This is a genomic window from Streptomyces sp. NPDC059002 (genome assembly GCF_042740435.1).
Lineage (GTDB): Bacteria > Actinomycetota > Actinomycetes > Streptomycetales > Streptomycetaceae > Streptomyces.
Window position 1 is genome coordinate 101,450 of sequence record NZ_JBHYJI010000012.1, and the last position, 26,657, is coordinate 128,106.

At 72.2% G+C, this 26,657-nt stretch carries 18 protein-coding genes; 1 reads left to right on the forward strand and 17 read right to left on the reverse strand.

Annotated elements, in window-relative coordinates:
- Window positions 1–4 precede the first annotated feature (4 nt).
- The 16 genes from ACFWZ2_RS14065 to ACFWZ2_RS14140 all read right to left on the reverse strand — a co-directional run bounded on the left by ACFWZ2_RS14065 (window position 5) and on the right by ACFWZ2_RS14140 (window position 24,483).
- Complete coding sequence (locus tag ACFWZ2_RS14065; protein WP_384545339.1) at window positions 5–1,123, reverse strand: 3-dehydroquinate synthase II family protein; 1,119 nt, start codon at window positions 1,121–1,123, stop codon at window positions 5–7.
- Between the two features lie 152 nt (window positions 1,124–1,275).
- Window positions 1,276–2,115: a 2-amino-3,7-dideoxy-D-threo-hept-6-ulosonate synthase gene (locus ACFWZ2_RS14070; RefSeq protein WP_384545340.1), complete on the reverse strand. Its 840-nt coding sequence runs from the start codon at window positions 2,113–2,115 to the stop codon at window positions 1,276–1,278.
- A 3-nt stretch (window positions 2,116–2,118) separates the two neighbouring features.
- Window positions 2,119–2,541: a nuclear transport factor 2 family protein gene (locus tag ACFWZ2_RS14075; protein ID WP_384545341.1), complete on the reverse strand. Its 423-nt coding sequence runs from the start codon at window positions 2,539–2,541 to the stop codon at window positions 2,119–2,121.
- A gap of 28 nt (window positions 2,542–2,569) precedes the next feature.
- Entirely contained in the window at window positions 2,570–3,742 is a 1,173-nt protein-coding gene (locus tag ACFWZ2_RS14080) for an FAD-dependent monooxygenase (protein ID WP_384545342.1), read from the reverse strand.
- Window positions 3,735–11,030: an amino acid adenylation domain-containing protein gene (locus tag ACFWZ2_RS14085; protein WP_384545425.1), complete on the reverse strand. Its 7,296-nt coding sequence runs from the start codon at window positions 11,028–11,030 to the stop codon at window positions 3,735–3,737. Before ACFWZ2_RS14085 ends, ACFWZ2_RS14080 begins: the two co-directional genes overlap by 8 nt.
- 36 nt (window positions 11,031–11,066) lie before the next feature.
- Window positions 11,067–12,041 carry an acyl-ACP desaturase gene (locus tag ACFWZ2_RS14090; RefSeq protein WP_384545343.1) on the reverse strand — a complete coding sequence of 325 codons (975 nt, stop codon included), beginning with the start codon at window positions 12,039–12,041 and terminating at the stop codon, window positions 11,067–11,069.
- A gap of 103 nt (window positions 12,042–12,144) precedes the next feature.
- Window positions 12,145–13,587, reverse strand: a complete 1,443-nt coding sequence (locus ACFWZ2_RS14095) for a DHA2 family efflux MFS transporter permease subunit (protein WP_384545344.1) — start codon at window positions 13,585–13,587, stop codon at window positions 12,145–12,147.
- A 114-nt stretch (window positions 13,588–13,701) separates the two neighbouring features.
- Window positions 13,702–14,547 (reverse strand): alpha/beta fold hydrolase, encoded by an 846-nt coding sequence (locus ACFWZ2_RS14100; RefSeq protein WP_384545345.1) that lies wholly within the window; start codon window positions 14,545–14,547, stop codon window positions 13,702–13,704.
- On the reverse strand, window positions 14,544–15,965 hold the full coding sequence (locus ACFWZ2_RS14105; protein WP_384545346.1) for an adenylosuccinate lyase family protein: 1,422 nt from the start codon (window positions 15,963–15,965) through the stop codon (window positions 14,544–14,546). Before ACFWZ2_RS14105 ends, ACFWZ2_RS14100 begins: the two co-directional genes overlap by 4 nt.
- Before the next feature lie 8 nt (window positions 15,966–15,973).
- Window positions 15,974–17,995 (reverse strand): FAD/NAD(P)-binding protein, encoded by a 2,022-nt coding sequence (locus ACFWZ2_RS14110; RefSeq protein ID WP_384545347.1) that lies wholly within the window; start codon window positions 17,993–17,995, stop codon window positions 15,974–15,976.
- A gap of 63 nt (window positions 17,996–18,058) precedes the next feature.
- Complete coding sequence (locus ACFWZ2_RS14115; RefSeq protein WP_384545348.1) at window positions 18,059–18,967, reverse strand: prephenate dehydrogenase; 909 nt, start codon at window positions 18,965–18,967, stop codon at window positions 18,059–18,061.
- On the reverse strand, window positions 18,967–19,884 hold the full coding sequence (locus ACFWZ2_RS14120; RefSeq protein ID WP_384545349.1) for a phytanoyl-CoA dioxygenase family protein: 918 nt from the start codon (window positions 19,882–19,884) through the stop codon (window positions 18,967–18,969). Before ACFWZ2_RS14120 ends, ACFWZ2_RS14115 begins: the two co-directional genes overlap by 1 nt.
- 168 nt (window positions 19,885–20,052) lie before the next feature.
- Complete coding sequence (gene hppD / locus ACFWZ2_RS14125) at window positions 20,053–21,117, reverse strand: 4-hydroxyphenylpyruvate dioxygenase (protein WP_384545350.1); 1,065 nt, start codon at window positions 21,115–21,117, stop codon at window positions 20,053–20,055.
- Window positions 21,118–21,130: 13 nt separating this feature from the next.
- Window positions 21,131–22,399, reverse strand: a complete 1,269-nt coding sequence (locus tag ACFWZ2_RS14130) for a beta-ketoacyl-[acyl-carrier-protein] synthase family protein (RefSeq protein WP_384545351.1) — start codon at window positions 22,397–22,399, stop codon at window positions 21,131–21,133.
- Window positions 22,396–24,042, reverse strand: coding sequence for a class I adenylate-forming enzyme family protein (locus ACFWZ2_RS14135; RefSeq protein WP_384545352.1), 1,647 nt, complete (start codon window positions 24,040–24,042; stop codon window positions 22,396–22,398). Before ACFWZ2_RS14135 ends, ACFWZ2_RS14130 begins: the two co-directional genes overlap by 4 nt.
- Before the next feature lie 174 nt (window positions 24,043–24,216).
- Window positions 24,217–24,483, reverse strand: a complete 267-nt coding sequence (locus ACFWZ2_RS14140; RefSeq protein WP_384545353.1) for an acyl carrier protein — start codon at window positions 24,481–24,483, stop codon at window positions 24,217–24,219.
- An 18-nt stretch (window positions 24,484–24,501) separates the two neighbouring features.
- Between ACFWZ2_RS14140 and ACFWZ2_RS14145 the strand changes: the two genes are divergently transcribed.
- Entirely contained in the window at window positions 24,502–25,170 is a 669-nt protein-coding gene (locus ACFWZ2_RS14145) for a 4'-phosphopantetheinyl transferase family protein (protein WP_384545354.1), read from the forward strand.
- Between the two features lie 5 nt (window positions 25,171–25,175).
- Here ACFWZ2_RS14145 and ACFWZ2_RS14150 read toward each other — a convergent pair whose 3' ends face one another.
- A complete protein-coding gene (locus ACFWZ2_RS14150) occupies window positions 25,176–26,609 on the reverse strand; it encodes a class I adenylate-forming enzyme family protein (RefSeq protein ID WP_384545355.1) in 1,434 nt (477 codons plus the stop codon).
- Between the last annotated feature and the right edge of the window lie 48 nt (window positions 26,610–26,657).

Here is a 26,657-nt window from a genome sequence, read left to right on the forward strand (position 1 = left end):
CCGCTCACTTCTCGATGCAGAACTCGGCGACGGGCCAGCCGACATGGCGCTTGTCGGTGGGGGTGTAGCCGAGCAGCTGGTCGCCCGCCTTGAGCTCGGTGACGTTCAGGACCGCTGCGCCGGGGCCGAGGACCCGCACGTGCCAGTCGTCCTGGACGGTCAGGCTGACCTCGACGCCCTCCGGGGACTTCGCCTTGATCGTCAGGAGCGGGCGGGACTCCAGCTTGACGCGGCCCACCGCGATCCGCCGGGTGCGGCCGTCGGCGCCCACGCCGAGCACCGTCGCCCCGGCCTTGAGTTCGCTGAGGTAGTTGGTGCGGTTGTCCGCCCCGTACGTGTAGGAGTGCAGGGCACCGGCGTTGACGCGGAACGGCCGGGTCGGCATGTAGGGCAGCGGGTGCGTCTCGCTGACGCAGAGGACGAAGCCATGGGCGTACGAGCCCACCAGGATCCCCTCGTCCTTCTCGAAGTGCGTGCAGGTGTCGACGCAGACGCGGTCGCCCATGCCCGAGTGCTCGATCGACTCGACGGTCAGGGAGGTCAGTTCGAGGGGTTCGGTCTTGACGGCGAGGAGTTCGGCGAGCTTGAAGACGTCGTCGACACCGGAGGGCGCCATCAGCAGTCCCTCGGAGCCCTTCTCCAGGACGCCGACGACGATCTCGGCCTCCTCGACCGAGCCGACCTCGCAGATCAGCCTGCCGTCGGAGCGGTCGGCGGCCGCGATCACGATCTCCAGCGGGATCTTGGTCGGGTCGCGGAACCGCACGACGGTGTACGGCAGGTCGGCGGCCGCGCCGCAGGCGAGGTCGAGGGTGCGCTGGTCGGTGACCTCGACGTACGCGGTCACCGACTTGTCGCCCGCGAGGAACCGCAGGCGCAGGGCGTTGAGCTGCTGCTCGTCGTCGACGGTCACGGGGATGAGGTCGGGGCCCTCACCGGCCGCGGCGTCCTCGGCCGCGCCGCCCGGTGGCAGCAGCACCTTGCGCACCGTGGGCGGCAGGGTGGAGAGCACTTCCGCGTGGGAGTCCACGATGCCGTCGAGCCGGGCGTGCACGGCCGCGTCGACGACTGCGGCGACCTGCTCGGGGGCGACGGAACGGATGTCGATCCAGGCGAATTTCACAGGAGTTCCTCGGGATGCGGAGACGGAGAGGTGCAGACATGGAGCGATGGAGCGATGAAGGCGCTTGTGCATGAAGCAGTGCGGTGTCGCGGGGAGCCCCCGTACGACGTGCCGGGGAGTCCCCGTGCGCCGTGCGGGAGGCTCCCCGCGCGTCAGGCCGTGATGGCCGTTTCGTACAGGTCGGGCACGGGCCGCGGCAGGCCCGCGGGATCGCGCGGCGCGTGGACGGTCTCGGCGAGTTCCCGCACGAGCCGCTCGGGGTCCGCGCTGGTGAACACCCGCCGCCCGACGGCGAGTCCGGCGCAGCCCGTGTCGAGCACGGCCCGTGCGTAGGTGGTCAGGTCCGCGCCGTTCTGGGGTCCGCCCGCCACCAGGACCGGGACCGGGCAGCTCGCCACGACCTCGGCCATCCGGTGCAGCGGTGCGGCGGCCGAGGTCTTGACCAGGTCGGCGCCCAGGTCGACGGCGATGTTCACCACGTGGGACAGCAGGGCCGGGTCGCAGGCGTCGGCGATCCGGGGGCCCCTGGGGTAGATCATCGCGAGCAGCGGCAGGTTCCAGTGCTGGCACTCGGTGGCGATGCGGCCGAGGTCGGCGAGCTGGCCCGCCTCGGTCTCCGACCCGACGTTGACGTGCACGCTGACCGCGTCCGCGCCGAGCCGCACGGCGTCCTCCACGCCGCCGACGAGCACCTTGGCGTTCTCGTCGGCCGCGTGCACGGTGCCCGCGCTGAGGTGCACGATCAGCGCGCAGCTCCGCAGATGGCGCGGGTCGATGCTGGGCGCCCGTCCCTTGTGGACGATGACCGCGTCCGCGCCGCCCGCGACGATCCGCCCGAGCAGCCGGTCGAACCCGACGGCGTCGGCGACAGGACCGTCGGAGACCGAGTGGTCGAGCGGGATGAACAGATGGCGTGCGTCGCCGTGCCGGGAGAGCCTGCTCATCCGGAGCTCTTTGCCGCCGAAGCGGGCCCGGGGCGTAGGGGCGGCCATCCGTCAGCCCTCGCCGAAGAGAGTGCGGGCGAAGTACTGCGTGTCGAAGTACTCCCGCATGCTGCGGATCTGGCCGCCCTCGACGGTGAACTGGGCGCTGATGTTCAGGGCGTAGGGCGCGCCGTCCCGCGTGGTGGCCTTGGTGACGCACTCGACCGAGACCTCGCTGCCCTCGGCGATGACGTGGCCGACCTCGACCGCGTAGTCGGCCGTGGGGTCGAAGCGCTCCCCCATCGGCATGAGGAACTTCTCGGCGATCTCGGTGAGGCCGGTCCAGGTGCCCGCCACCGGGTGGTCGCCCGGTATGTGGTAGACGGCGTCGGCGGCGATGAGCTGCGGGATGGCCGCGACATCACGCTCGCGCAGCGCCTTGAGGTAACGGTGCACGACGCTCTTGGCCTCGGCACCGGCATCGGAGTGGTTCATGGGTTCTCCCGTTGTGAAGGTCGGTCGGTCATTCGTCGAGCAGTTGGGGCGTCAGGGCCCGCTGGAACGGCTTGAACAGCACGGACTGCGGGGCGAGGCGCAGATAGACGTCGCGCACGGCGCGCAGCGCGGGGTTCTCGAGCTGCTCGAAGCCGCCGAACTTGCGGGAGACCTCGACCATTTCCCTGGTGCGGTCGCGGCGCAGCTTCTCGTACGCGCGCAGGGCCGCCACCGGGTCCCGGCGCGAGACCAGGCACTGCGCGAGCACCACGGCGTCCTCGATGGCGGTGCTGCCGCCCTGGCCGAGGCTCGGCAGCATGGGGTGGGCGGCGTCGCCGAGCAGCGTGACGGGCCCGTCGCCCCAGTTCTCCAGGAACGGCCGGTCCTGTGCGGGGACGGCGACGATGTCCTCGACCGGGGTGGTCCTGATCGCCTCGCACACCTCGTCCGCCCAGCCGGTGTAGGCGCGCACGATCGGGTCCTTGTCGCCGTCCCAGACGCGTGCGGCGTCGGCGGGCATGTTCATGGTGCCCCACCAGTAGGCGCGGCCCCGGCCCACGTCGTGGATGCCGAAGCGCCGCCCGAGGCCCCAGTAGTGGGCGTTGAACCCCTTGGTGATCTTCGGGTGGGAGAACGGGGTGACGGAGAGCCAGCAGAGGAAGCCGCCGTACGTCGGTGCCTTCGCGCTGCCGGTGACCTGGCGGCGGATCGCGGAGTTGATGCCGTCGGCGCCGATCAGGATGTCGGCGGTGGCCTCGCTGCCGTCCTCGAAGGTGACCCGTACGCCGTCGCCCGTGGTGTCGTAGCCGGTGGCGACGGCGCCCGTCCTGACGGTCAGGCCGCCGAGCGCGTCGAGCAGGGCCTCCTGGAGATCGCCCCGGTACATCGCGACGCTCGGGGCGCCGAGCCGGTCGCCCGCCGTCTCGACGGGGAGCGAGCGGAGCGTGCGGCCCTTGTCGGTCATGATCTCGGTGTGCAGGATCGTCTGGCCGCGCTTCTCCAGGCCGAGGTCGATGTCGAGCGCGCGCAGGGCGGCGATCGCGTTGCTCATCACGGAGATGCCGAAGCCCGCGGGCCGCAGTTCGGGCGCGCGCTCGTACACCTCCACCTCAATGCCCACGCGGCGCAGGGTCACGGCGGTCGCGAGACCTCCGATGCCGGCTCCGATCACGATGGCTCGGGGTTGGGTGCGCTCAGGCACGGCGGTGTCCCTTCTCGGCGGTGCTCGGCTCGGCCAGTTCGGCCACCGCCGCGGCCACGTCGGCCACGTGCGGCTCTTCCATGATCGAAAGATGGTCGCCGGGTACGTGGACGACCTTCACGTGGCCGGTGGTCATGGTGTGCCACCCATTGGCCGGGTCGGTGTGCTGGGTGCCGCCCGCGCCGTGCATCTCCCGGAGGACCTTCGGCAGCGGCTCCGTGGCGCGGATCAGGGTGATGTCGTCGGCGCCCGGTTCCGGCTGATAGTCCTGGGTGGCGCGCCAGTTGGCCTCGTACACCCCGAACAGCCTGCCGACGAGCGAGCCGTTGCTGTCCGCGGGCAGGATGCCCTCGTCGGCGGCCATCCTGGCGATGAACTCGAACTTCTCGTCCAGCGTGGTGAGTTCGCCGGGGATGGCTTCGAGCGGCGAGTCGCCGCCGCGGCCGAGCAGCAGCAGTTCCCAGAAGAACCAGCCCAGGAGTGCCTCGTCGGTGTATCCCCTGCGCTCCTCGGCGGGGCCGAGTGCCACGGTGTCCAGGAGGATCACCTCGGCCACCTCGTGTCCCGCGGCGCGCAGCTGGCGGGCCATCTCGAAGGCCACGAAGCCGCCGAAGGACCAGCCGCCGACGATGTACGGGCCTTCGGGCCTGACCCTGCGCATGGCCTCGATGTAGCCCGCGGCGATGGCGGGGACGCTGCGCAGCGGCTCGGTGCCGAGGTCGCCGCCGGACGCCTGGAAGGCGAACAGCGGCTGGTCGGCGGGCAGATGCCTGGCCAGCGGCACGTAGCAGAGCACGTTGCCGCCCATGGGGTGCGCGAGGAACAGCGGTGTCCGGTCGCCCTCCGCGCGGATCGGCACCAGCGGGTCGAAGGTGAGTGTGGCGCCGCCGGAGCGCAGGAGTCCGGCGACCGCGGCCACCGTCGGCGCCGCGATGAAGCCGGAGATCGGGATGGAGACCCCGTACCGCTGCTCGATGAGCACGACGAGCCGCATCGTGGTGAGCGAGGTGGCGCCCAGCGCGAAGATGTCGTCGTGCACGCCGATGCTGTCGACGCCGAGCAGCTCGGTGAGCAGTTCCACCAGGGTGCGTTCGTACGCGTCCCGTGGCGCCTGTCCGTCCGTCGTGCCGGGCCGGGTGAGCCGCAGGGCCCGCAGCGCCTTGTCGTCCCGCTTCCCGCTGGGCGTCAGCGGGAGTCCGGGCAGCCACTCGAAGTGCCGGGGCACCATGAACTCCGGGAGCAGTGCGCGCAGTTCGGTGCGCAGCGCCGTCAGGTCGGTGGCCGCCGCGTCGCCGACGAGGAAGGCGACGAGGCCGGTGGACCCGTCCGTGTCGGCGCGGGCGACCACGGCCGCCTCCTTGATGCCGCCGCCCGCCGCGCCGGACGACACGACGCGGACGAGGGCGACCTCGGCCTCCGCGGGTTCGACGCGGTAGCCGCGGATCTTCACCTGGGTGTCGGCCCGGCCCGCGTAGGCGAGGGCGCCGTCGGGCAGCACGAGGCCCAGGTCGCCGGTCCGGTAGGCGGTGATGTCGCCGCCGGGCAGCGTGAGCCGTACGAAGCGTTCGCCGGTCAGCGCGGGGTCGCCGAGGTAGCCGTCGGCGAGCGCGGCGCCGGTGAGGAACAGTTCGCCCTGCACGCCGGTGGGCACGGGGCGGCCCCGCGGGTCGAGCACCAGCACGTCGGCGCCGGTCACCGGGGTGCCGATGGGGACGAGCGCGGGAAAGGCGCCCGGGTCCCCGGTCAGGGTGTGGGTGGCGACGACGTGCGATTCGGTCGGCCCGTACTGGTTCTCCAGGATCGCTCCGGGCAGCGCGGCGAGGAACGCCCGTATCTCGTCGGTGACCCGCAGCTGCTCCCCGGACGAGCAGATCACCCGCAGCCTGCGCGGCACGACGCCGAGCGCGGCCGACGCCTCCGCGAGCTGCTGCAGGGCGACGTAGGGCAGGCAGATCCGCACCACCTCGTCCTGGTCGAGCAGCCGCAGCAGCGCGGGCATGTCCCGTCGTTCGTCCTCGGCGACCAGGCGCAGGGTGCCGCCCGAGCAGAGGGTCGAGTAGATCTCCTGGAAGGACACGTCGAAGCTGAGCGGCGCGTACTGCGCGGTGGGCTCGCCCGCGGCCGCGCTCGCCGCCCTGATCTGCCAGCCGATCAGACCGGCCAGCGAACGGTGCGGCATCACCACACCCTTGGGGCGGCCCGTGGAGCCCGAGGTGAACAGGATGTACGCGGTGCTCGCCAGGTCGACGGGGCCTTCGGGGAGCTCGGGCAGTCCGGCGTCCACCGTCCCGTCGAACAGGGACTCCGCCGTGAGGAGCGGCGCCGTGTCGCCGAGCGATGCGGCGTCCGCCGCGCGGGCGATGATCCGGAAGGGCTCGGCGTCCGCCACCATGGCGGCGATCCTGGCCGCCGGGTAGCCGGTGTCCAGCGGGACGCACGCGGCCCCCGCCATGGCCGTGCCGAGGATCGCGGCGATCGTCTCCGGCGAGCGGTCCATGGCGATGCCGATCCGGGCGCCGGGACGGGCACCGAGGGCGAGCAGCCGCCGTGCCACGTGCTCGGCGCGCTCCCTCAACTCCCGGTAGGTCCAGGCGCGTTCACGGGTGGCGACGGCGCGCGCGTCGGGGGTGCGGTCGGCCTGTCGGCGGAAGAGCCGCACGACGTCCTCGTCGAAGGCGCCGTCACCGGCTTCCGCCTGCGCCCGCTCCCCCGCGAGGAAGGCGAAGTCGGGCGCCTCGTCGGGCCGGGTGACCATGCGGCGGAGGACTTCGGTGTACGTGTCCCCGAAGAGCTCGGCCTGGGCCGGGGTGATGCCGCGCCCTTCCCCGTCGATGCGCAGCGTCACACCGCCGTCGACCGGGTGCGTGAAGGCGTTGACGAGGAGCTGGAAGTCGGTCTCCTCCCAGGTCGTGAACTCTTCGAGGCGTACGGCGGGCAGCCGCAGCACATCCGAGAGGACATGGAAGTGCACGTAGTTGAACGCCGTGTGCAGCACCGGGGCGCCGTGGTCCTCCTGGATCGCGCTCAGCGGGTACCGCTGGTGCGGGCGGCCCGCGCGCTCCTGGCGGAACAGCTCGCGCGCCACGTCGAGCCAACTGCCCGCCGCGGCCGTGGTGCCGGGGCCGCCGACGCGCACCGGCACGGTGTTGAGGAAGAGCCCCACCATCCGCTCGGCGCCCTCGCGCTCCGGCCTGCCGTGGGTGATGAGTCCCGTGGTGAAGTCGTCGAGCCCGGAGAAGAGCTTCAGGGTCAGGGCGTACGCGGCGAACAGCAGGGACTTGACCGGCAGCGCCTGCTCCTGGGCGAGCGCGCGCATGCGGCGGACGACGTCGTCGGGCAGGGCGACCTGCCGGACCACCAGGTCGTCGCCGCGCGGCGGTTCGGCGGGTCCGAAGCCGTCGAGCCGCAGCGCCTCCGCGCCCGCCGTCAGCGCCTTCCAGTGCTCCCGCGACGCGGGGTCGGCCAGCGCCTCGCGCTCGCCCCGCACATGGTGGGCGACGGCGGGCAGGCCCTCGTCCGTGACGGGTCCGATGTCCCCGCCCAGGCCGTGCAGATAGTCCTGGAGGAGTTCCCTGAGGAGGTTGGCGACGCTGCCGCCGTCGAGCAGCGCGTGGTGAAAGCTGAGCACGAGGTCGACGGCGTCGTCACGGACATGGGCCCGGAACAGGTACAGCGGCGCCCGCTCGAACCGGTAGCGGTGGTAACGGCGTTGCTCGACGTGCTCCTGGATCGCGTCCTCGGCGTCCCGCGCGGCACGGCCGCGCAGATCGACGACGTCCAGGCCGCCGGCCGCGCCCGCGTGCACGATCTGCAGCGGCTCGGTGAAGCCGCCGAGGTCGAAGGAGGAGCGCAGCGCCGGGTGCCGGGCGACGAGCCGGTCGAAGGCGGCACGGAAGCCCGCCTCGTCCCAGTCCATGGCCAGCCGGTAGCGGAAGACGTCGTGGTAGACGGCGGACCGCTCGCTCTGCCTGCTGTGGTAGACGAGCCCCAGCTGGAGACGGGTCAGCGGGAAGGCGTCGACGGCACCTTCGAGGCGGGCCCGGTCGACACGCGAGACAAGGCCGAAGGGCGGCAGTTCCGCGGCCGCGTCCGGTCCCGTCCCGCCGGTGGTGGCGTGGGCGGCGAGTGCCGCCACCGTCGGGTGCCACACCAGGTCGTTCAGCGAGAAGTGGATGCCCTGCCGCTCGGCGAGGGCGCGCAGGCGCAGCATCAGGAGCGAGTCGCCGCCGAGCGCGTAGTAGTCGTCGTGGATGCCGACCTCGGCCACGCCGAGCACCTCGGCCCAGATCGCGGCGAGCGCCCGCTCGGTCCCGGTGCGGGGTGCGGCGCCCGGCTCGCCGCGGGTGGCGTCCGGGTCGGGCAGGGTGCGCCGGTCCAGCTTGCCGTTCGGGGTCAGGGGTATCGCGTCGATCCGCAGGAGGTGGGCGGGGAGCATGAACTCGGGGAGTTCCTCGGCGAGTTGCCCGCGCAGCCACCGCGTGTCGAGGTCGTCGTCGCCCGTGTAGTAGCCGACGAGGAACGCGCCGCGTCCGGGTGCCGTGCGGTCCACGACGGCGGCTTCCCGCACGCCGGGTATGCGGGCGAGGGCGTCCTGCACCTCGCCCAGCTCCACGCGGTTGCCGCGGATCTTCACCTGGCCGTCGATCCGGCCGAGGTACTCCAGGGTGCCGTCGCCGAGCCAGCGTGCGAGGTCGCCGGTGCGGTAGAGCCTGCCGCCCTCGACGAAGGGCGCGGGCACGAACTTCTCCCGCGTCAGGTCGGTCCTGTCGAGGTAGCCGCGGGCGAGCGCGACGCCGCCGATGCACAGTTCGCCGGGTACGCCGATGGGCTGCGGCGTGCCGGACGGGCCGACGACGTACAGCTCGGTGTTGTCGATGGGCCGGCCGATGGGGACCCGGGTGACGGGCCGTGCCGCGTCGGAGGGGCAGGTGTGGGCGGACACGTCGACGGTCGCCTCGGTGGGGCCGTACAGATTGGTCAGTACCGGTGCCCCCGCGACACCGGCGAAGACCCGGTTGAACTGGTCGACGCGCCCGGGCGAGAGTGCCTCGCCGCTGCACACCACATGGCGGAGCGAGCCCGCCCGGTCACGCAGGACCGGCGACTCCTCCAGGAGGTCGAGGAAGGGCCCCAGCATGGACGGCACGAAGTGCACGACGCTGACGCGGTGCCGGTCGACGGTGTCCAGGAGGCGGCGCGGGTCCTTCTCGCCGCCCGGCGCGAGCAGCGCCACGGACGCGCCCTCGACGGCCCACCAGAACAGCTCCCACACCGAGACGTCGAAGGAGATGGGGGTCTTCTGCAGGAGTACGTCGCCGTCGCCGATCGGCAGGGCGCGCTGCATCCAGGCGAGACGGTTGATCACTGAACGGTGCTCGACCATCACGCCCTTGGGGCGGCCCGTCGATCCCGAGGTGTAGATGACGTAGGCGAGGTCGCGGGGTCCCGCCACGGGTTCGAGCGCCTCCGCGGACCCCTGCAGCAGGTCGTCGACGGGGCACACGGGCGTGCCGTCGGGCACGGGCAGGCCCGGGGCCTCGGCGTCGGTGACGACGACCTTGGCGGCGCTGTCCTGGAGGATGTACGCGATGCGCCGCTCCGGGTATCCGGGGTCGACGGGGACGTACGCGCCACCGGACTTGAGGACGCCGAGGACAGCGGCGAGCATTCGGGGGCCGCGCTCCATCAGCACCGCGACACGGTCGTCACGGCCCACTCCGCGGGCGCGCAGCGACCGGGCCACCTGGTTGGCGAGGGCGTCGAGTTCGGCGTAGCCGATGGCCTCCTGCTCGTCGTCGCCGAACAGCACGGCGGGCCGGTCGGGGGCCTGGGCGACCCGTTCCTCGAAGAGGGCGTGCAGGGTCGTGTCGTCGGCGAACGGCACCCGGGGGCCGCGCGCGAAGCGCTGGAGGTCCTCCTGCTCGCGGGCGCCGAGCATGTACAGCTCGCCCGCGGCCAGTTCGGGCTTGTCGAGCCCGTGCGAGATCAGCGACGTCAGATGCTCGACGAGCGAGGCGACGGTCAGGTCGTCGTCGAACACGTCGGTGGCGTAGCGCACTTCGACCGTCAGGTCGGAGCTGCCCCGGGTGCCGACGATGGCGACGGCCAGCGCCTCCTGGTCGTGCGGCGGCGCCGTGAAGGACACTCCCCCGCGCTCCACGCCGTCCAGCGGCAGCGGGTTGCGCAGCGTCAGATAGGAGAGGGTGACATCGAAGAGCCTGCGCTCCTTGGACCCGTCGGACGGCAGCTCCCGCAGCAGGTCCCCGATGGGCAGCCGCTGGTGCTGCTGCAGGTCGCCCACCCTCTCCTGCACATCGGCCGCGATCCCGGCCAGCGGCTTGCCGTCGGGCACGTCGATGCGCAGCGGCAGGGTGTTGGCGTACTGCGCGATGGCGGTCAGCTCGGCCCGGGTGCGCCGGTTGAGCAGGGGTACGCCGATCACGGCCTGCTCCGCGCGGTGCACACGGGCGAGCCAGGTGCCGAGCGCGGCGGCCACGTACGCGAAGGGGGTGCTGCCGCTCTCCTTGATGTTCTCGACGACGGCGCCGGGCAGCGTGAACGTGTGCAGGCCGAACGCGGAGCCGCCCGCCGGGGCGCGCCGGGCGAAGAAGTCCGGTTCCATCAGGGCCAGTTCACCGCGGTGGTAGGCCCGGTCGTCCGTGTACTCCTGCGCGGCGAAGTAGTCGTCGCGGCCGGTGACGACGGAGAGCACGGACGGCGCGGGGCCCCGGTCGCGGGGCTTCTGCCCCCGGGCGCGGCGCGCGTAGTCCTCCATCATCTCGGTGTGCAGGACCTCCGCGCCCCGCCCGTCGAGCAGGAGATGGTGGCCCTTCAGGAAGATCTGGACCGCGTCGTCGCCCTCCCGCAGCAGCGTCGCCCGGAACAGCCTGCGGTCGCGCAGCTCGAACGGGGTGGCCATGGTCCGCTCGCGCCACGCGCGGCACGCCGCCTCGGGGTCGGGCTCCGCGGAGAGGTCGATCAGGTCGACGACGGGCTCGCCGTCGTCCCGCAGGGTGTCGGCGAGCCACTGGCACGGCACCCCGTCGGAGTCGTCGAACCGGAGCCGGAAGGTGTCGTGCCGCTCCAGGACGCGGGTGAAGCACGCGCGCAGCAGCTCGATGTCCACGGCGCCGGTGAACCGCTCGTAGACGGCACCGTTGAACTGCGGGCTGCCTGGCGCCCGGGATTCCGCGAACCAGATGTCTCGCTGGTACGGCGACAGCTGAACTTTGTCGGTACTGATGAGCTTGTCCTGTTCTTGAGTAGGTACCGGGACGGAGCGGATCAGGGGCCTTCCCGGTACCTCATGGACCGGGAAGGCCCCTCAGGAGGCCATGGCGGCCGCCCGCTTGGCACGCGAAGCCCGGATGCCCTCGCGCCGGTCCGTGAAGGACGTGGCCTGGGTGTCCAGCTTCGACAGGAAGGTGGCCAGTTCCTCGCGGGCCGCCTCGCCCGCGGGCCCGAACCCGTCCCGCTCGAAGACGCGCAGCTTGCGCAGGATCGGCATGACCACGTTGTCGTGGTGCAGACGCAGGTCGTAGATGCCCGCGAGGGCGATCTCCGCGGACTTGCGCCCGAAGTCCTTGATCGTCGAGCCGGGCATCTCGAATCCGAGCACGACGTCCCTGACCACTTCCATGGCGGTGTCGGGCGCCAGCTCGAACGTGGCCTCGACGAGGTTCCGGTAGAAGACCATGTGCAGGTTCTCGTCGGCCGCGATCCTGGCGAGCAGGGCGTCACAGACCGGATCGGTGCTCACATGGCCGGTGTTGCGGTGCGAGATGCGGGTGGCGAGTTCCTGGAAGGCGGCGTACGCGATGGCGTGCACGGCGCTGAAGTTGTCGGGCCGGTCGTAGCCCAGCTCCATGTGCGCCATCCTGGCCCGCTCCAGGGCCCTCGGGTCGACGGCCCGGGTGACCAGGAGGTAGTCGCGCAGCGCGGTGCCGTGCCTGGCCTCCTCTGCCGTCCAGCGGTTGACCCAGTTGCCCCAGGCGCCGTCCTTGCCGAACTCGGCGACGGCGAAGTGGTAGCCGGGCAGGTTGTCCTCGGTGAGCAGGTTCACCACGAGCGAGGTGCGGGCCACCTCCGGCAGTGTCGCCTCCTCGGGCTGCCAGGCCGCGCCGCCGAGCGGGCCCTCGAAGTCCTGGCCCTTGCTCCAGGGGATGTATTCGTGCGGGAACCACTCCTTGGCGACCCCGTGATGGCGGTGGAGGTTCTCCTCCACCACCGGCTGCAACTCGGCCAGGAGGGAATGCTCCGCACGCGCGGCGCTTCGGTCGGACCGGTCTATGGGGGGCATTGCTGCTCTCTCTTCGGGTTGTCGGTGAGCTGGTCGGCGGGGAGCGGGGACGTGCGGTGAGCGGGACGGGTGGCCGGCCCGTGCGGGCCGGCCACCCGTACGTCTACTGGGCCCGTGCGCGGATCCAGGGAGTTGCCGCCGCGGCCGCCACGGAGCCGATGGCGCAGGCGAGGAACACCTGCAAGTAGCCCGTGTCGTCCAGGACGTTGTGGCGTTCGAGGATGGCCGCGAGCGCCGCGATGCCGAGGGCACCGCCGATCTGGCGTGTGGTCATGAGGAGTCCGGTGCCGGACGCGAAGCGCTGGGGCGCGAGCGACGCGGTGGCGGCGTTGGAGATGGCGGTCAGCGCGGCGCCGATGCCGAGTCCGCCCAGGATGCCGATGGGCAGCCAGACGGTGACGTACTGCCGTTCGGTGCCGAGCAGCAGATACATCGCGGCGCAGGTGCCGCCGAAGAGCACGGAACCCGCGGCCACCGCGGCCCACTGGTGGCGCGGCCCTATCCGGCGTCCCACCACGATGGCGCCGAGCGCGGCACTGAAGGCGCCCGGTGTGACGGCGAGGCCCGCCTTCAGCTCCGAGTAGCCCCAGATGGCGTTGAGGAACAGCAGCGAGCTGAGCAGGTAGGAGTACATGGCCGCGCCGAAGAGCAGCGAGGAGACGTTGGTGGCGGCGAAGGTGCGGTTGCGCCACAGGTCGAGCTCGATGGCGGGCGCGGTCTGCCGCTTGGAGAGCAGCAGCGCGGCGACGACGAGCACGACGCCGCCGAGCAGCAGCGCGAGGACCGAGCCGCTGCCCCAGCCCCAATCCGTGCCCTGCGTCACGCCGAAGACGATCCCGCCGATGCCGAGCGCGAGGGCCAGCGTCCCGACCGGGTCGGGCAGTCGGCGTCCGCTCGGTGTGTCACCGGTGAGGCGGGCGGAGATGGCCACGATGGCGAGGCCGATCGGCAGGTTGATCAGGAAGACGCTGCGCCAGCCCCACTGGTCCACGAGGAGTCCGCCGAGGCTCGGCCCGACGGCGGCGGCCATGCTGCCGACCGCGCCCCAGACGCCGACGGCGACCTGCCTGCGGGCGGGCGGGGTGTGCTGCAGCACGAGGCCGAGCGCCGACGGGATCATGCCGGCCGCGCCGACGCCCTGCAGCGCCCTGGCGCCGACGAGCATCGGCACACCGGTGGCGAAGCCGCTGAGGACCGAGGCGATCGTGAACAGGACCGTGGACCAGAGGAACAGCTTCTTGCGCCCGATGACGTCGGCGACGCGGCCGGCGACCGCGAGCAGCGCGGCGAAGACGACGGTGTACGCCGTGACGACCCACGTCAGCTGGGACAGCGAGGCGTCGGTGAAGTCGCTGCGCAGGTCGGAGAAGGCGATGTTGACGACCGTGGTGTCGAGCACGGCGAGGAAGGTGGCCCCGGACGCGACGAACAGCGCGAGCTTGGCGGCGGCGGAGGAGCCGGTGGAGTCCTGGTGCACCTGCTCTTCGCCGACACCTGCGACGTCCCTCGGGCCCGCCCCGGGCGAGGGAGGTGAACTGGTGGTCATGGTGGGTGGTTCCCTTCGTGGTCGGATCCGCAGCCGGCATCGGATGCCAGATAAAACTAAACGACCGGTCGTTCATTTAAAAGGGAGTACCGGCACCGACAACGGTCGACCGGCCTAACGAGCGATGAACTCCAGCGCGGATTCGATGACTTCCGGCTCACCGAGCACCTTCCTGTGCCCGAGTCCGGCGGTGATCACCAGCTCGGCCCGGTCCCCGTAGGCCGCCTTCAGTGCGTGTGCCTGCTCCACCGGCACCATGTCGTCCTCCGAGTCATGGATGATGCGCATCGGTACATCGATCTCAGCCGGTCTGCGCGTCGCGTCGAACAGCGCCCAGGGATCCGTGACTTCGGCGAAGAGGCGGTGCTCGATGCGGTCGCGCAGGTCCTCGCGCAGGCCCGGCCGCAGCCCGAGGATCCGGGCGAACTCGTCGGGGAAGTGACCGAAGTCCTTCACCGCCGCCACCGTGACGAGGCGCTCCGTCTTCAGCCCGCCGCGCAGCGCGAGGAGCACGCTGGTGGCGCCGAGGGAGTGCGCGACGACCGAGTGGAACGCCCCGTACTTCCGCTGGAGCCTGCCGATGATCTCGCGGTACTCGAGGATCGTCGTGGCCCGGCCGCCCGAACTGCCGTGCCCGGGTGCGTCGAAGGAGATCGGGGTCAGGCCGAGCGCCTCCAGGTGCGGCACGAAGGCGGCGTACCGGGAGGCCCTGGACTGCCAGCCGTGCAGCATCAGGACGGGGTACTCGCCGGTGCCCCAGCGGTAGACCCGCACCTGCTTGCCGTTGACGGAGAGCTCCTCGGTCACGGCCCGCTCGTGCGCGGCACGCTCGGCGGGCAGCACCTTGCCGCGCCGCACCGGATGACAGAACAGCAGGAAGGCGAGGCGGCCCGCGAGGGCGGGGGCGGGTCGCGCCACCGCGTTCAGGAACGCGCCGACGAACAGCTCCGCGCGGCTCATGCCTCCCCCTCGTCCGCTCGGGCCGGGTGACGCCGCAGTGCCGCGTGCGCCAACTCGGCCGCGGCGCCCGTGTATCCGGCCGGGTCCAGGAGCGCCGCGAGCTCATCGGCGTCGAACCGGTCGGCGACCGCCCGCTCCCGGGAGAGCACCGTCGCCAGGGAGAGTCCCGAGGCGGCGGACTCCCGCGCGGCCCGGCTCATGACCTCCTTCGCCGCGGCCTTGCCGAGCACGGGCGCGAGCACCGCTGCGAGCCGCTCGGAGACGATCAGACCACCGGTGATCCCCAGGTTCTCGCGCATCCGCGCGGGCCGCACCTCCAGCCCGGCCACCAGTTCCCGCGCGGTGTGCGCGGCGCCCCCGGCCAGGCGCAGACACTCGCGCAACGGCTGCCACTCGGCGTGCCAGGCACCGGCCGAGCGCTCGTCCTCCGAGAGCATCGCCTGCGTCACCACACTTGCGTACGCGGGGACTTGCAGGGCCGCCGAGCGGATCAGGGTGGCCAGGGCGGGGTTGCGCTTCTGCGGCATCGCCGACGAGACGCCCCGGCCCGCCGCGGCGGGCTCGGCGAGCTCGGCGACCTCCGTGCGGGCCAGGGACTGCACATCGACCGCGATCTTTCCCAGCACCCCGGTGGTCAGGGCGAGTTCACCGGCGATGGCCGCGATCGGCAGCCGGTTGCTGTGCCAGGGCAGCGCCGGGGCGCTCAGTCCTGTCTCCGTGGCGAACCGCTCGGTCAGGCGCCGCGCATAGCCCTCGACCCCTGCCGCGCCCCCGGTGCCGCGGTGCAGCTTCTCGTACTCGACGTAGCCCGCCAACGTGCCCGCCGCGCCGCCGAGTTGGACGACGAGCCCGTCCGCCCGCAGCGCGCGCAGCCGGTCCGCGGCCTCGCCCACCGCGGTCAGCCAGCCCGCCGTCTTGAGCCCGAAGGTCGTCGGCACCGCGTGCAGCGCGAGCGTGCGCCCCGCCATCAGAGCGCCCGCGTGCTCCTCGGTGAGCGCGCTCAGCGATCGCGCGATGTCCTCAAGATCCGCCACCAGAAGGGCGAGGGTGCGGTCGGCGACCAGCATCAGCGCGGTGTCGAAGATGTCCTGGCTCGTCGAGCCGCGGTGCACGAAGTCGGCGGCCGCCGGGTCCTTGGCCGCCACCAGGGCGGTGAACGCCTGCACGAGGGCGACCACCGGGTTGGCCGCGCCCCTGCTGAGCACGGCGAGTTCCCGCAGGTCGAGGAGGTCGGCGCGGGCCAGCTCGCCGATGGTCGCGGCGGCCCGCTCCGGCACGTTGCCGAGGGTGGCCTGGGCGCGGACGAGGGCCGCCTCGGCGTCGAGCATGGCCTGCAGCCACGCGCCGTCGGACGTCGCGGCCTCGGCGGGCGTACCGGCGCGGACCGGGCTGAGCAGTCCGGCGTCGACAGGGGTCACGGTCCTGGTCACCTTGTCAGCTCTCCCATCATCTCGCTGTCCGCGCCGGCTTCACCGGCCGCACTGCTGTCGCTGTCCTGTCGCACGCCCTGGGCCAGGCCGAGTACGGCGAGGGCGATGGCGTCGGAGTCCTGCAGCGTCACGGAGTTCACGCCGGGCCGGATGCCCGCCGCGGTCGCCCAGTGCACGGACTCGGTGGGGACGCCGAAGGCGAAGCGCCGCGGGTGCGGCCTGCCGTCCGCGTCGATCAGGTGGAACGGCGCGTCGGTGACGGCGAGTCCACCCGTCTCGTACACGGAACCGTCGGGGTCGGTCACCTCGTACGAACGGCACTGCCGGTCCTCAAGGAGCCGCAGCAGCAGCGGGTCGGCGGTCACCCGCAGGTCGATCTCCGGGAGCCGCGCCTCGATGAGGGTGGTCGCCCAGGTCCGCGAGCCCGGGACCGCCGCGGACTCGATGGTGAACGCCCGCGCGGACTCGTCCGTCGCCGCCCGCACGTCGGGGCCGAGGACGCTGAGCACGCCGGCCTCGATCAGGGCGATGGCCTCCTCGATGCGCCGGGCGGGCGGCCCGATGGAGAGGAAGGCGTTCAGCGGCGTGTACCAGGCGTCCAGGTCCGCGCGGTGCGAACGGCCCGTCAGACCGCCGTGGTCGATGACGATCCGCAGTTCGTTGCGCAGATCGCGCAGCACGTCGAGCGCCGACTTGAGCGGACCCGCCACGTTCCCCGCGCGCGCCGCCCTGAGGTCGTCCCGCAGATGGTCGACGAGCCAGTCCGTGAACTCCTTCGGCGCGGTGAACTCCCGTCCGGTGTACGGCCGGGCGATGCGCGTCCAGTCCCAGCGGTCCCGCTCCTCGATGCCGTACGCGTCGAGGATCTCCCGCTCCTGCGCGCTGCCCGGTTCGGCCGCCAGGTAGCGGGTGCGCAGCAGTTCGGCGTCGACGGGGCGGCCCTCGCCGGTGAGCAGGGCGGTGTAGTAGACCGTCTCGACCTCCTTGGAGACCAGCGGCCACAGCGTCCCGCGGAAGTCGATGCCGCCCTGCCGCCGGGACTGCTCGCACAGGTCCTTGATCACGTCGGGGGTCAGTACGGCGGGCTCGTGACGGCCGTGCGCGCCCTTCTGGTTCTCGCCCCGCGAGTGGAAGGGGAGCCCGCGCCGGGACCCCGCGACGAGCCGCGGCTCGCGGCCCGACGCCCGGTAGACGAGCCCCTTCGCACCCTGCTCGAAGGTGCCGCCCCTGCCGAGGGTCAGCAGCGCCATGTAGTCGAAGAAGTTCAGGCCGAGTCCGAGCAGCGCGACCGTCTCCCCCGGCCCGATGGGCGAGAGGTCCACGTCCGCGGGGTTGGCGGGCAGCACATAGCCGAGGCCGTGCGCCCGTGCGAAGCCGCCGAGTTCGCGCTGGCGGGCCGAGCGGCGCACCGGCAGATGGCCCTGGGCGAGGACGACGGCGTCGAGCCCCTCGATGAGCGTGCCGTCGTCCAGCAGGACGCTCTGCGTGCCGCACCCCGCACCCTCCTGGCCCTTCGTACCGCCGGGCTCGTCCTCCAGGGCCATCGCGCGCGCCTTGTGCACGACGGTGGTCAGACGGCTCGGCGCGGTCTTCGCGACCCGCTGGAAGACCCACTCCAGGTAGTGGCCGTAGAAGGCGCGCGAGGGGTAGGAGTCGGGTCCGAGCGTGCGGGCCTCGGCGAGCACGTGCTCGCCGTACTGCCGGTCGTCCATCGGGCCGATCAGGACGAGGAAGCGCGCCCATTCGTACAGGCTCGGCCCCGGCGCGAGTTCCCCCTGGACCGCCACGCTTTCGTCGGTGAACATCGTGACCTGCGAGGCCACCGTGTTCATCAGCAGGTGTGCGGACTGGTCGCTGCGCCACACCTGACCGGCACCCGGCGGAAACGGGTCGACCACATGCACGGTGATCGCCGTCTCCGCCGGGGCCGACGCGGCGTTCGCGCACAGCCGTTCGAGGACCGAGAGCCCGCGGGGCCCCGCACCGATGAGGCAGACGTCGAGCCGTCGGCTGGTCATAATCAGTCTCTCCACTGAATCGAAAGTCGTTGTAGCCATGCCGCACGGCCCGGCGCCTGCACCTCAGGTACCGGCCGCCACACCGGTCAGGCGCAGTCCGCCCGGGGCGAGCCCCGGTATCCGGCCGCGCCCCTGCACTCCGCGCACCAGAGCCGTGGTCAGGTGCGCCCTGCTGGTGCCGTACCGCTCCGGCGGGACGGCGGGCGACGCCGCGCCCATGTCCCGCAGCGCGTCCACCACCGTGCCGAGTTCGACGGCGACGTCCGCGAGGACCTCCGCGACCGCCGTGGCGTTCGAGCCGAGGATGTCGGTCCACAGCTCGGCGTCGCCCCCGGCGATCCGGGTGACGTCGCGCAACCCCTGCCCGGCGAGCTGGAGTTGGGACTCGTCGCCCTCCAGGAGGCGCGCCGCCACCAGGCTCGCGAGCACGTGCGGCGCGTGCGAGGTGAGGGCCACCGCCCTGTCGTGCGCGGCATGGGCCATCACCAGCGGCCGTGCCCCGCAGAGCCCGGCGAGCTCCCGCACCCGCCGGACGGTCCCCGCACTGGTCTGCGCCGCCGGGGTGAGCACCCACGGTCTGCCGCGGAACAGGTCGCCCTGCGCCGCCAGCGGCCCCGACTGCTCCCGGCCCGCCATGGGATGGCCGCCCAGGTAGCGGGTCAGGTCGCAGCCCAGCTCCGCCGCCTCCTCCTGCGGCCGCACCTTGACGCTGGCCACATCGGTGAAGTCCCGCGCCAGTTCGCGCAGTTGGTACTCGTGCAGCGCCGCCGCGACATGCTGCGGGGGTACGGCGATGACGGCGAGGTCCACCGGCGTGCGCGGGAACCCCACCACGCCCGCCCCCAGGCCGGCCGCGGTGTGCGCCGCCTCGGGATCGCGGTCGATGAGGTGGAGGTGCACGCCCCGGCCCCGCAGGGCCAGGGCGATGGACGTACCGATCAGGCCGGTCCCGACCACGGCGGCACTGCGCATCAGCGGCTGCTCCACAACAGGGGCAGGTACTCGGGGTCGCTGTAGTCCGGGGTGCCCGCGGCGGACATCCGGACCAGCACGTCGTGGTTGTACGCGACCCGGGTGCCGTCCGAGCGGCGGAACTCGCGGTAGCGGTTCTCGCCGTCCTGGAGGTGGAAGGAGATGGCGCGGCGCGGGCGGTCGCTGACGTTCGCACCGCTGCCGTGGTAGGTGCGGCAGTGGTGGAAGTTGACGTGGCCCTTCGGGATGTGGACGGGGATCTTGACGACCTCGACGCCGTTGTAGCTCGCGTTCTCTTCCAGCATGGTGTCGAGTTCGCTGCGGTCGCGCTCGGCGAAGTGCAGCGACGTCGCGTCGTTCTCCGCGATCTCCTTCCACAGGTGGCTGCCGTCCACCATGGTGATCGTGCCCATCTCCTCGCCGCAGTCGTGGAAGGGGATGAACGCGGTCAGCATCCGCTCGGAGGTGGAGGTCGCCCAGTAGTGCCGGTCGAAGTGCCAGGGCACGATGTTCGACTGCTCCTCGGCCACCGGCGGCTTGAAGATCAGGGTGGACTGGAACACCCGTATCTGCTCGGCCTCGGCGAGCCGTGCGGCGACCGCGCCGAGCAGCGGCTTGCGCAGGATGCGGCCGATCGTGTCGTCCTCGTAGTGGATGTAGTCGTTGTGGCGCTGCACCGGGCCGTGCTCCGGCTCCCAGTAGGCGAGCTTGGGCGGGCGCACCGGCAGGGTCCGGTCGCGGTGCCCGGCGTAGAAGTTCTCGCTCGCGGACTCCAGGAGATCGATCTCCTCGTCCGTGAAGAGCTTCTTGGACAGGTACCAGCCGTGCTCGGCGTAGAAGAGCACGTCCTCGTCGGTGGGGAGGAGCGAGCGCTCCTCCTCCGTCAGGTCGAACAGCGCAGAATCTTGAACGGTCACGGTGTTTCCTTGTTTCCTTCTGTGCGAGTGCTGCGATGCGGATACTGCGGGTGCTTCCGTGCAGAGGTGCTGCCGTGCGGGTGGTACTGATGCCGGGGGTGCTGCGGATGCCGGGTGGTGCGGATGCCGGGGGTGCCGCGGGCCGGTGGCCCGGCGGGGCCTGTGCGGTCAGGCGGTCGCCTTCTCGCGGGCCACGGCCTCGTAGAGCGCCTTGATGTTGCCGCTGCCGAACGTCCGGGCGCCGTGGCGGTCGATGACCTCCCAGAAGAAGGTCTTCCTGACGTGCAGGGACTGGGTGAAGATCTGGAAGACCTGGCCCCAGTGGTCCTGGTCCACCAGGACGTTGGTGCGCCGCAGGTCCTCGATCTTCAGGTCCGGGCGGCCCAGGCGGTCCTCCAGCTCGTCGTAGTACGCGTCGGGGGTCTCCAGGAACCGCACGCCGCGCGCTTCGAGGGCGGGCACGGCGGCGACGATGTCGTCGGCGAGCAGCGCCAGGTGCTGCACACCGGCGCCGCCGTGCCGGGCGAGGAAGCCGTCGATCTGGCCGGGCTTGCGGTCGGTCACCGGCTCGATGAGCGTGAAAGTGACCTTGCCCGAGGGGCTCTGCACCACCTTCGAGTCCATGGCCTGCTCGCCGACCTCGATGAACTCCTCGAAGATCTGGCCGAACCCGAAGACCTTCTCGTAGAAGGCGACGGTGGGCCGCAGCTGGCCCGCGGGCAGGCAGATCGCCGCGTGGTCCACGGTGCTGAGCAGCTCGGCGCCCTCGTCCGGGTCGGCGGCGAAGATGTCCATGACGCCGGGCAGGAACTCGGCCCGGTCGCCGGTGCGCTGCACGAACCGGTGCGCGACGTCGCCGAAGCCGAGCACGGAGGCGGTGACCACCTCGGTGCCGTCCTTGGCGTGCGTGCGCGGCTCCTCGACCGCGGTGGCGCCGCGCTCGACCGCGAGGGCGAACGCCTTGGCCGCGTCGGGGACTTCGAAGGCGATGTTGGCCACGCCGTCACCGTGCTGGGCCACATACGCGGCCGCGGGGTGCTCGGTGGTCAGCGCGGAGGTGAGCACGACCTCGATGCCGCCCTGCCGGAGCAGCAGCGAACGCCGGTCGGCCTGGCCCGTCTCGGGGCCCGCCTGGCCGCACACCCGGAACCCGAACGCGGTGCACAGGAAGAACGCCGACTGCTGCGCGTCCCCGACGTAGAACTCGATGTGGTCTACAGCTCCGATGTTCACGATTCCCTTTCCTCTAGCGCTTCTTGCGGCTGCTGGCCGTGCCGAGCAGCAGGCTGACGTTGTGGCCGCCGAAGGCGAACGAGTTGGAGATCGCCGCCTGCACCTGCTGCCGCCTCGCCTCGCCCCGCACGTGGTCGAGGTCGCAGTTCGGGTCGACCTCGTCGAGGTTGTGGGTCGGCGGCAGGACACCCCGGGAGATGGCGAGGGCGCTGAAGGCCGCCTCCACCGCGCCGGATCCGCCGAGCAGGTGCCCGGTCATCGACTTGGTGCTGCTGATGGCGGGCGCGTCGTCGCCGAACACGGCCCGTACCGCCTTCGTCTCGGCGACGTCACCCAACTTGGTCGCGGTGCCATGGGCGTTGATGTAGCCGATGTCCTGGGGCGAGAGCCCCGAGGTGGCGAGCGCCCCGCGCATGCTGTGCGCGGCTCCGTCGCCGTCGGGACGGGGCGCCGTGGGCCGGTGGGCGTCCGTGGTGGCACCCCAGCCGAGGAGATCGGCGTAGCCCGCCGCGCCCCGGGCGTCCGCGTGGCCGACGCGCTCGACGACGAGCACACCGGAACCCTCGGCGAGCACGAAGCCGTTGCGGCGGCGGTCGAAGGGGCGGCTCGCCCCCTCGGGGTCGTCGCCCCAGCCCTGGGCCAGGGCCCTGGCGTGCGCGAACGCGAGGGCGGACGTCGGGTTGAGCGGGGCCTCCGAGCCGCCGCAGACCACCACGTCGGCCTCGCCGTAGCGGATGAGCCGCGCGGCCTCCACCACGGCGTGCGCACCGGCCGCACAGGCGGTGGCGATCGCCGAACTCCAGCCGCGGATCCCGTGCTTGATGGCGATGCGGGCGGCCGCCATGTTCGGCAGCATGCCGGGCAGCAGATAGGGGCTGACCGCGGTCGGGCCGCGCTGCACCCTGGCCTGCGCCTGCTGCTCGTACGTCGAGAGACCGCCCGCGCCGCTGGAGACGATGACGGCGACCCGGTGCGGGTCGACGTCACGGCCGACGACCAGGCCGGCGTCGGCCAGGGCGTCGTCCGCCGCGGCCAGCGCCATCAGGGCGTAGCGGTCGACGAGCCTGCCCTCGCTCGGCGGCAGGACCTCGCGCGCCTCGATGTCGGGGGCGATGCCCGCGACCTCCACGCTGCCGTCGAGGAGATGGCCCTCGGGCGGCCTGCGCAGGCCCGACTTGCCGTGGCACAGCGCGTCGAAGTTCTCCGTGGCGCCCCGGCCGAGCGGGGTGAACGCGCCGAGTCCGGTGATGACGGCGCCGTTGTCCGTGCCGGGCCGCGTCATGCCGCCACCCCCGCGGTCGCCGGGGCGGTGAGCAGTTCGCCGTCGAGGAAGCGCTGGCGCAGCAGGATCTTGCGGACCTTGCCGGTCGCCCCGAGCGGGATGCGGTCCGGGCTGACGACGAGCACGCGGTCGACGGTGGCGGCCACGTGGGGGTCGAGGGCGGCGAGGACCTCCGCGGTGCGGTCGGCCTCCTGGTCCGCCTTGGGGTCGAGGAAGAGAAGGACGGAGGTGACGACCTTCTCGTCCGTCTTCACGGCGACGACGGTGCACTCCAGGACGTCGGCGCAGTCCGCGAGCACCTGCTCCTCGCAGAGCATCGTGAAGAGCCGCTTGCCGTCGCCGAGTTCGACGGAGTCGACCATGCGGTCGACGTGGTAGTAGTAGCCGGCCTCGTCACGGAAGACGAGGTCACCGGTGAGGAAGTAGCCGTCCCTGCGCGTGCGGTAGGTGGTGACGGAGTCGTTCCAGTAACCGATCGACAGCGTGGGCGCATTGATGGCGAGCTGTCCCACCTGGCCGACGCCGAGCTTCTCGCCGTCGTCGTCGATGACCGCCACGTCGGAGAAGGCGTGCGGCTTGCCGATGCACCGGCCGTAGCGGCTGGTGTCGGGCGTGTGGGTGATGTGGAACTGGGAGTGCCCCATCTCCGAGGAGCCGAGACCGTCCACGAAGAACGAACCCTGCGTACGGACCCGGCCCTTGGCGGTGACGGACTCCCGGGTGCCGACGGCGATGAGCTTGCGGATGTGCGCCTCGTGCGCGCAGTCCCCGGTGTTCCACCAGGTGCGCACGGAGTCCATGTCGCGGGTCGAGAGGTCCTCGCCCGCCAGCTCCGACCAGGTGGTGGCGAAGCCGAGGACGGCGTGCGGCCGCCAGGACTCGATGGCGTCGAGCACCGGACCGCCGGACTGCTGGGAGAGCACGACCAGTTGCGTACGGTTGGTCAGCGCGAGGTTGACCGCGATGATGGTCGCCGCGTGCGCCGAGGGCAGCGCCCCCAGCATCCGCTCGATGCCCTGTCCCTTGGGCAGCGAGAGCCGGTGGCGGATGGCCGCGAAGAGGCTGTGGTGCGAGTGGGTCACGGCCTTGGGCAGGCCGGTGGTGCCCGATGAGTGGGTGATGACCGCGGGCTCGGTGCCGTGGTGGCGGTAGGGCTTGGGGGCCTTCGCCGGGTCGCCCTTGCCGAGGTCGGCCGGGTCCGCCAGGTGCGGCGTCTGGATGTCCAGGCCCGCGAGCGAGTCCCGGTGCGGGGCGTCGGCGATGACGCCGACGGCCCGCAGCCGCTTGATGTACTCGCCGGCCTGCTCGGCCGGGACCCTGCCGTTGACCAGGGCGGGGATCGCACCGATGCGGGTGAGGGCGAGATAGCTGAGCACCTGGTCGGCGCCGGCCGTCACGAAGACGGCGACGACGTCCCTGGGCTGCACGCCGAGGGCGTGCAGCGCGGCGGCCCGCGCCGTGACCCGCTCCCCCAGTTCGGCGAGGGTGAGGGCCTCCCAGGCGGGGTGCCCGTCGACCTCGGTGTCGAAGGTCAGGCTCGGCGCGTCGAGGCCGATGCCCCGCGCGAGGATCGTGGTCAGCACATTGCCGACACCGAGCCTTTGGTCGGTGGCGAGCTCTGCGCGCTCGTTCTTCGGATTCATTCCCCGGTGTCTCCACTCATCGGATCGTGCTCTTCGCGTACGGACGCTCGGTGGGAGCGAGGTGTGCGCGCTCTGCCCGCCTCGCTCACCGGCCGCAGGACGCTCCCTCCCGCCCGCTGCGCGTGGCACCGGGGCGGGGAGGGTTCGCCCGGCGTGCCAGGACGGTTCTTGGACTCACCCGGCCGTCGCAGCGGCGGCGGACGCGCGCTCGACGATCTCCTTGACGAGGCCCGAGACGGTCAGGAGCGCGACGGTCTCCATCTCGTCCTCCTCGAACTTCACGCCGTACGTGTCCTCGACCTGGATGGCTATCTCCGCGACGGAGAGCGACTCGAGGTCGAGGCCGGCCGGGCCGAGCGGGGTCTCACCGGTCACGTCGGAAACGTCGTAGTTCATGTTCTGCAGCGCCTCGATGATGAACTTCTCAACCTCAGCGGACATTTGATTGACTCCCTCTTCATGGACAGGCATCCGGGAGGTTCCCCGGACACGGTGACGGTGCTGTGGTGCACCACGGACGGCGACGAGCGGCGCAAGGCGCACACCTTGGTGGTGCGGGCCGCGGCCGGGACGCTCGGTGTCGCGCCGTCCGAGATCTGGTTGGAGCACGAGGCCGGGGGCCGCCCGGTGCTTGCCGGTGCCGGCAAGCCGCTGCACGTCAGCGTCACTCACGCTCGTGGGGCGCTGGCCGTCGCGGTGACCGGCCTTGCTCCCGTGGGTGTGGATGTGGAAGTGGTGCGGCAGCTGCGTGCCGCGGCGATGTCCCGGGCCTGGCTCGACCCCGCCGAGGCGGCGTGGGTCGCCGGACTGCCCGAGGACGACCAGTCGTTGGCGTTCTTGTGGCTGTGGACGCAGAAGGAGTCCGTCGGCAAGGCGCTCGGCCAGGGCCTGCGGCGCGGCGGCATGAGCCGCCGGGTGCCGTTGCCCGAGCAGTGGCCGCCGGGCGACGGGGCTCCTCCGGTGCCGCGGTCGCTGCCCGGGGATCCGGGCGTCGTGTCCGCGGCGGTCGTGGTGGACGGCGGTCGGCGCGTCATCGGTGTCGCGCTGCACGGCGGCACCGGGAGTGCCTCATGCGGAGATGACGTGCGTCTCGATGTGCGCAGGGTGTCCGCGGCGGCGTTCGGCTGAGCCGGTCACACACCGGCGGCCGACCGCGCGGCAGCGCGGAGGACGTCGGCGTTGCGCACGGGCTTGCCGGTCGCGGTGCGCGGGAGTTCGGGCAGCACGTGCAGGGTGCGCGGCCGCTTGTACGGGGCGAGGCGGGCGGCGAGACAGTCGGCGAGGCCGTCGAAGACGGCGGGCTCCTCGACCATCACGAAGGCCTCGATGCCGGTGCCGTGGACGACCACGGCCCCGGTGATGCCGGGCAGGGCGCTGATGGACGCCTCGACTTCCGAGAGGTCCACCTTGAGTCCGCCGACGGACACCTGTGAGTCGAGCCGGCCGAGCACCGTGAGCAGACCGGTGGCGTCGTCGAAGCTGCCCGCGTCCTTGGTGCGCAGCCAGCCGTCCACGAAGCGGGTGGGGTCGCTCGGTCCGACGTACGGAGTCTCGGGCAGGCCGAGCAGGATCTGGCCGTCCTCGACGCGTACCCGCATGCCGGGTGCGGGCTTCAGGCCGGGACGGTGGGTTCCGGTGAGGTCGGTGGCGATGACACCGGCCTCGGTCATGCCGTACATCACGCCGAGTTCGGCGTCGTATCCGGTGGTGAACCGCTCCCAGACGTCCGCCCTGACGAGCTCGCCGCCGGTGATCATGCGGCGCAGCTGGGGCAGCTCGGGCGGGTTCTGGGCGGCGGCGAGGACCGCCGCCTGGGACGGGACGCCCAGGATGGTCGTCGGCTCGTCCCCCGCGGCGACGGCCTTGAGGATGCCGTCGACGGTCTGTCTGGCGGGCAGGACGACCTGCGTTCCGCTGGCCAGGCCGTACAGCAGCCCGCCGACCAGGCCGAGCACATGGACGATCGAGGCGAGCACCACGGTGCGTTCGCCCCGGTGGGGGAAGCCGTCGAGCTGTCCGTACCGGTCGATCTCCGCGAGGAGGCTGCCGACGGTGCGGCCGATCACCTTGGAGGGTCCGGTGGACCCGGAGCTGAGCTGGAGCAGGATGTGCGGCGAGGCGGCCGGACGGCCGGTGCGCAGGGGGGTGACCCGGGTGTCCACGTCGAAGAAGCCGCGGAGTGTTCCGCTCACGTCGGCGACCGGCTCGACGACCAGCTGCGGCGTCAGCCGCGCGATCGCCTTGCCCACCTCGTGGGTGGTCAACCGGTAGTCGAGCAGGGCCACTTGGGCCCCCGCACGCCAGCCGGCGAGCATCGCGACGATACAGCTCAGCGAGGGCGGCAGCCGCACCGCGACCACTCCGCCCGCGGCGAGACCCGCGGCCTCGAAGCGGGCCTGCTCGGCGGCGACGAGCCCGCGGAGTTCCGCCCGGCTCACGGCTTCGCCCAGGTACAGGGCGACATCCCTCCCATCGCCCTGGAGCAATATGTCATCGACCCAGGCGCCCTCGGTGCACCTTTTCGGTGCCGTTTCCCCCATTGAAATCCCACCCATTCGAAACCCCATCGAACAACCCGAATGCCCCGTGACTACTCTGTCCATGGACATGTCGGG

Bases quoted from the DNA above. Each gene is read 5' to 3' on its own strand.
- ACFWZ2_RS14070 (WP_384545340.1), bottom strand. From the start codon at position 2,115: ATGGCCGCCCCTACGCCCCGGGCCCGCTTCGGCGGCAAAGAGCTCCGG.
- ACFWZ2_RS14075 (WP_384545341.1), bottom strand. From the start codon at position 2,541: ATGAACCACTCCGATGCCGGTGCCGAGGCCAAGAGCGTCGTGCACCGT.
- ACFWZ2_RS14090 (WP_384545343.1), bottom strand. From the start codon at position 12,041: ATGCCCCCCATAGACCGGTCCGACCGAAGCGCCGCGCGTGCGGAGCAT.
- ACFWZ2_RS14095 (WP_384545344.1), bottom strand. From the start codon at position 13,587: ATGACCACCAGTTCACCTCCCTCGCCCGGGGCGGGCCCGAGGGACGTC.
- ACFWZ2_RS14100 (WP_384545345.1), bottom strand. From the start codon at position 14,547: ATGAGCCGCGCGGAGCTGTTCGTCGGCGCGTTCCTGAACGCGGTGGCG.
- ACFWZ2_RS14110 (WP_384545347.1), bottom strand. From the start codon at position 17,995: ATGACCAGCCGACGGCTCGACGTCTGCCTCATCGGTGCGGGGCCCCGC.
- ACFWZ2_RS14115 (WP_384545348.1), bottom strand. From the start codon at position 18,967: ATGCGCAGTGCCGCCGTGGTCGGGACCGGCCTGATCGGTACGTCCATC.
- ACFWZ2_RS14130 (WP_384545351.1), bottom strand. From the start codon at position 22,399: ATGACGCGGCCCGGCACGGACAACGGCGCCGTCATCACCGGACTCGGC.
- ACFWZ2_RS14135 (WP_384545352.1), bottom strand. From the start codon at position 24,042: ATGAATCCGAAGAACGAGCGCGCAGAGCTCGCCACCGACCAAAGGCTC.
- ACFWZ2_RS14140 (WP_384545353.1), bottom strand. From the start codon at position 24,483: ATGTCCGCTGAGGTTGAGAAGTTCATCATCGAGGCGCTGCAGAACATG.
- ACFWZ2_RS14145 (WP_384545354.1), top strand. From the start codon at position 24,502: ATGGACAGGCATCCGGGAGGTTCCCCGGACACGGTGACGGTGCTGTGG.
- ACFWZ2_RS14150 (WP_384545355.1), bottom strand. From the start codon at position 26,609: ATGGGGTTTCGAATGGGTGGGATTTCAATGGGGGAAACGGCACCGAAA.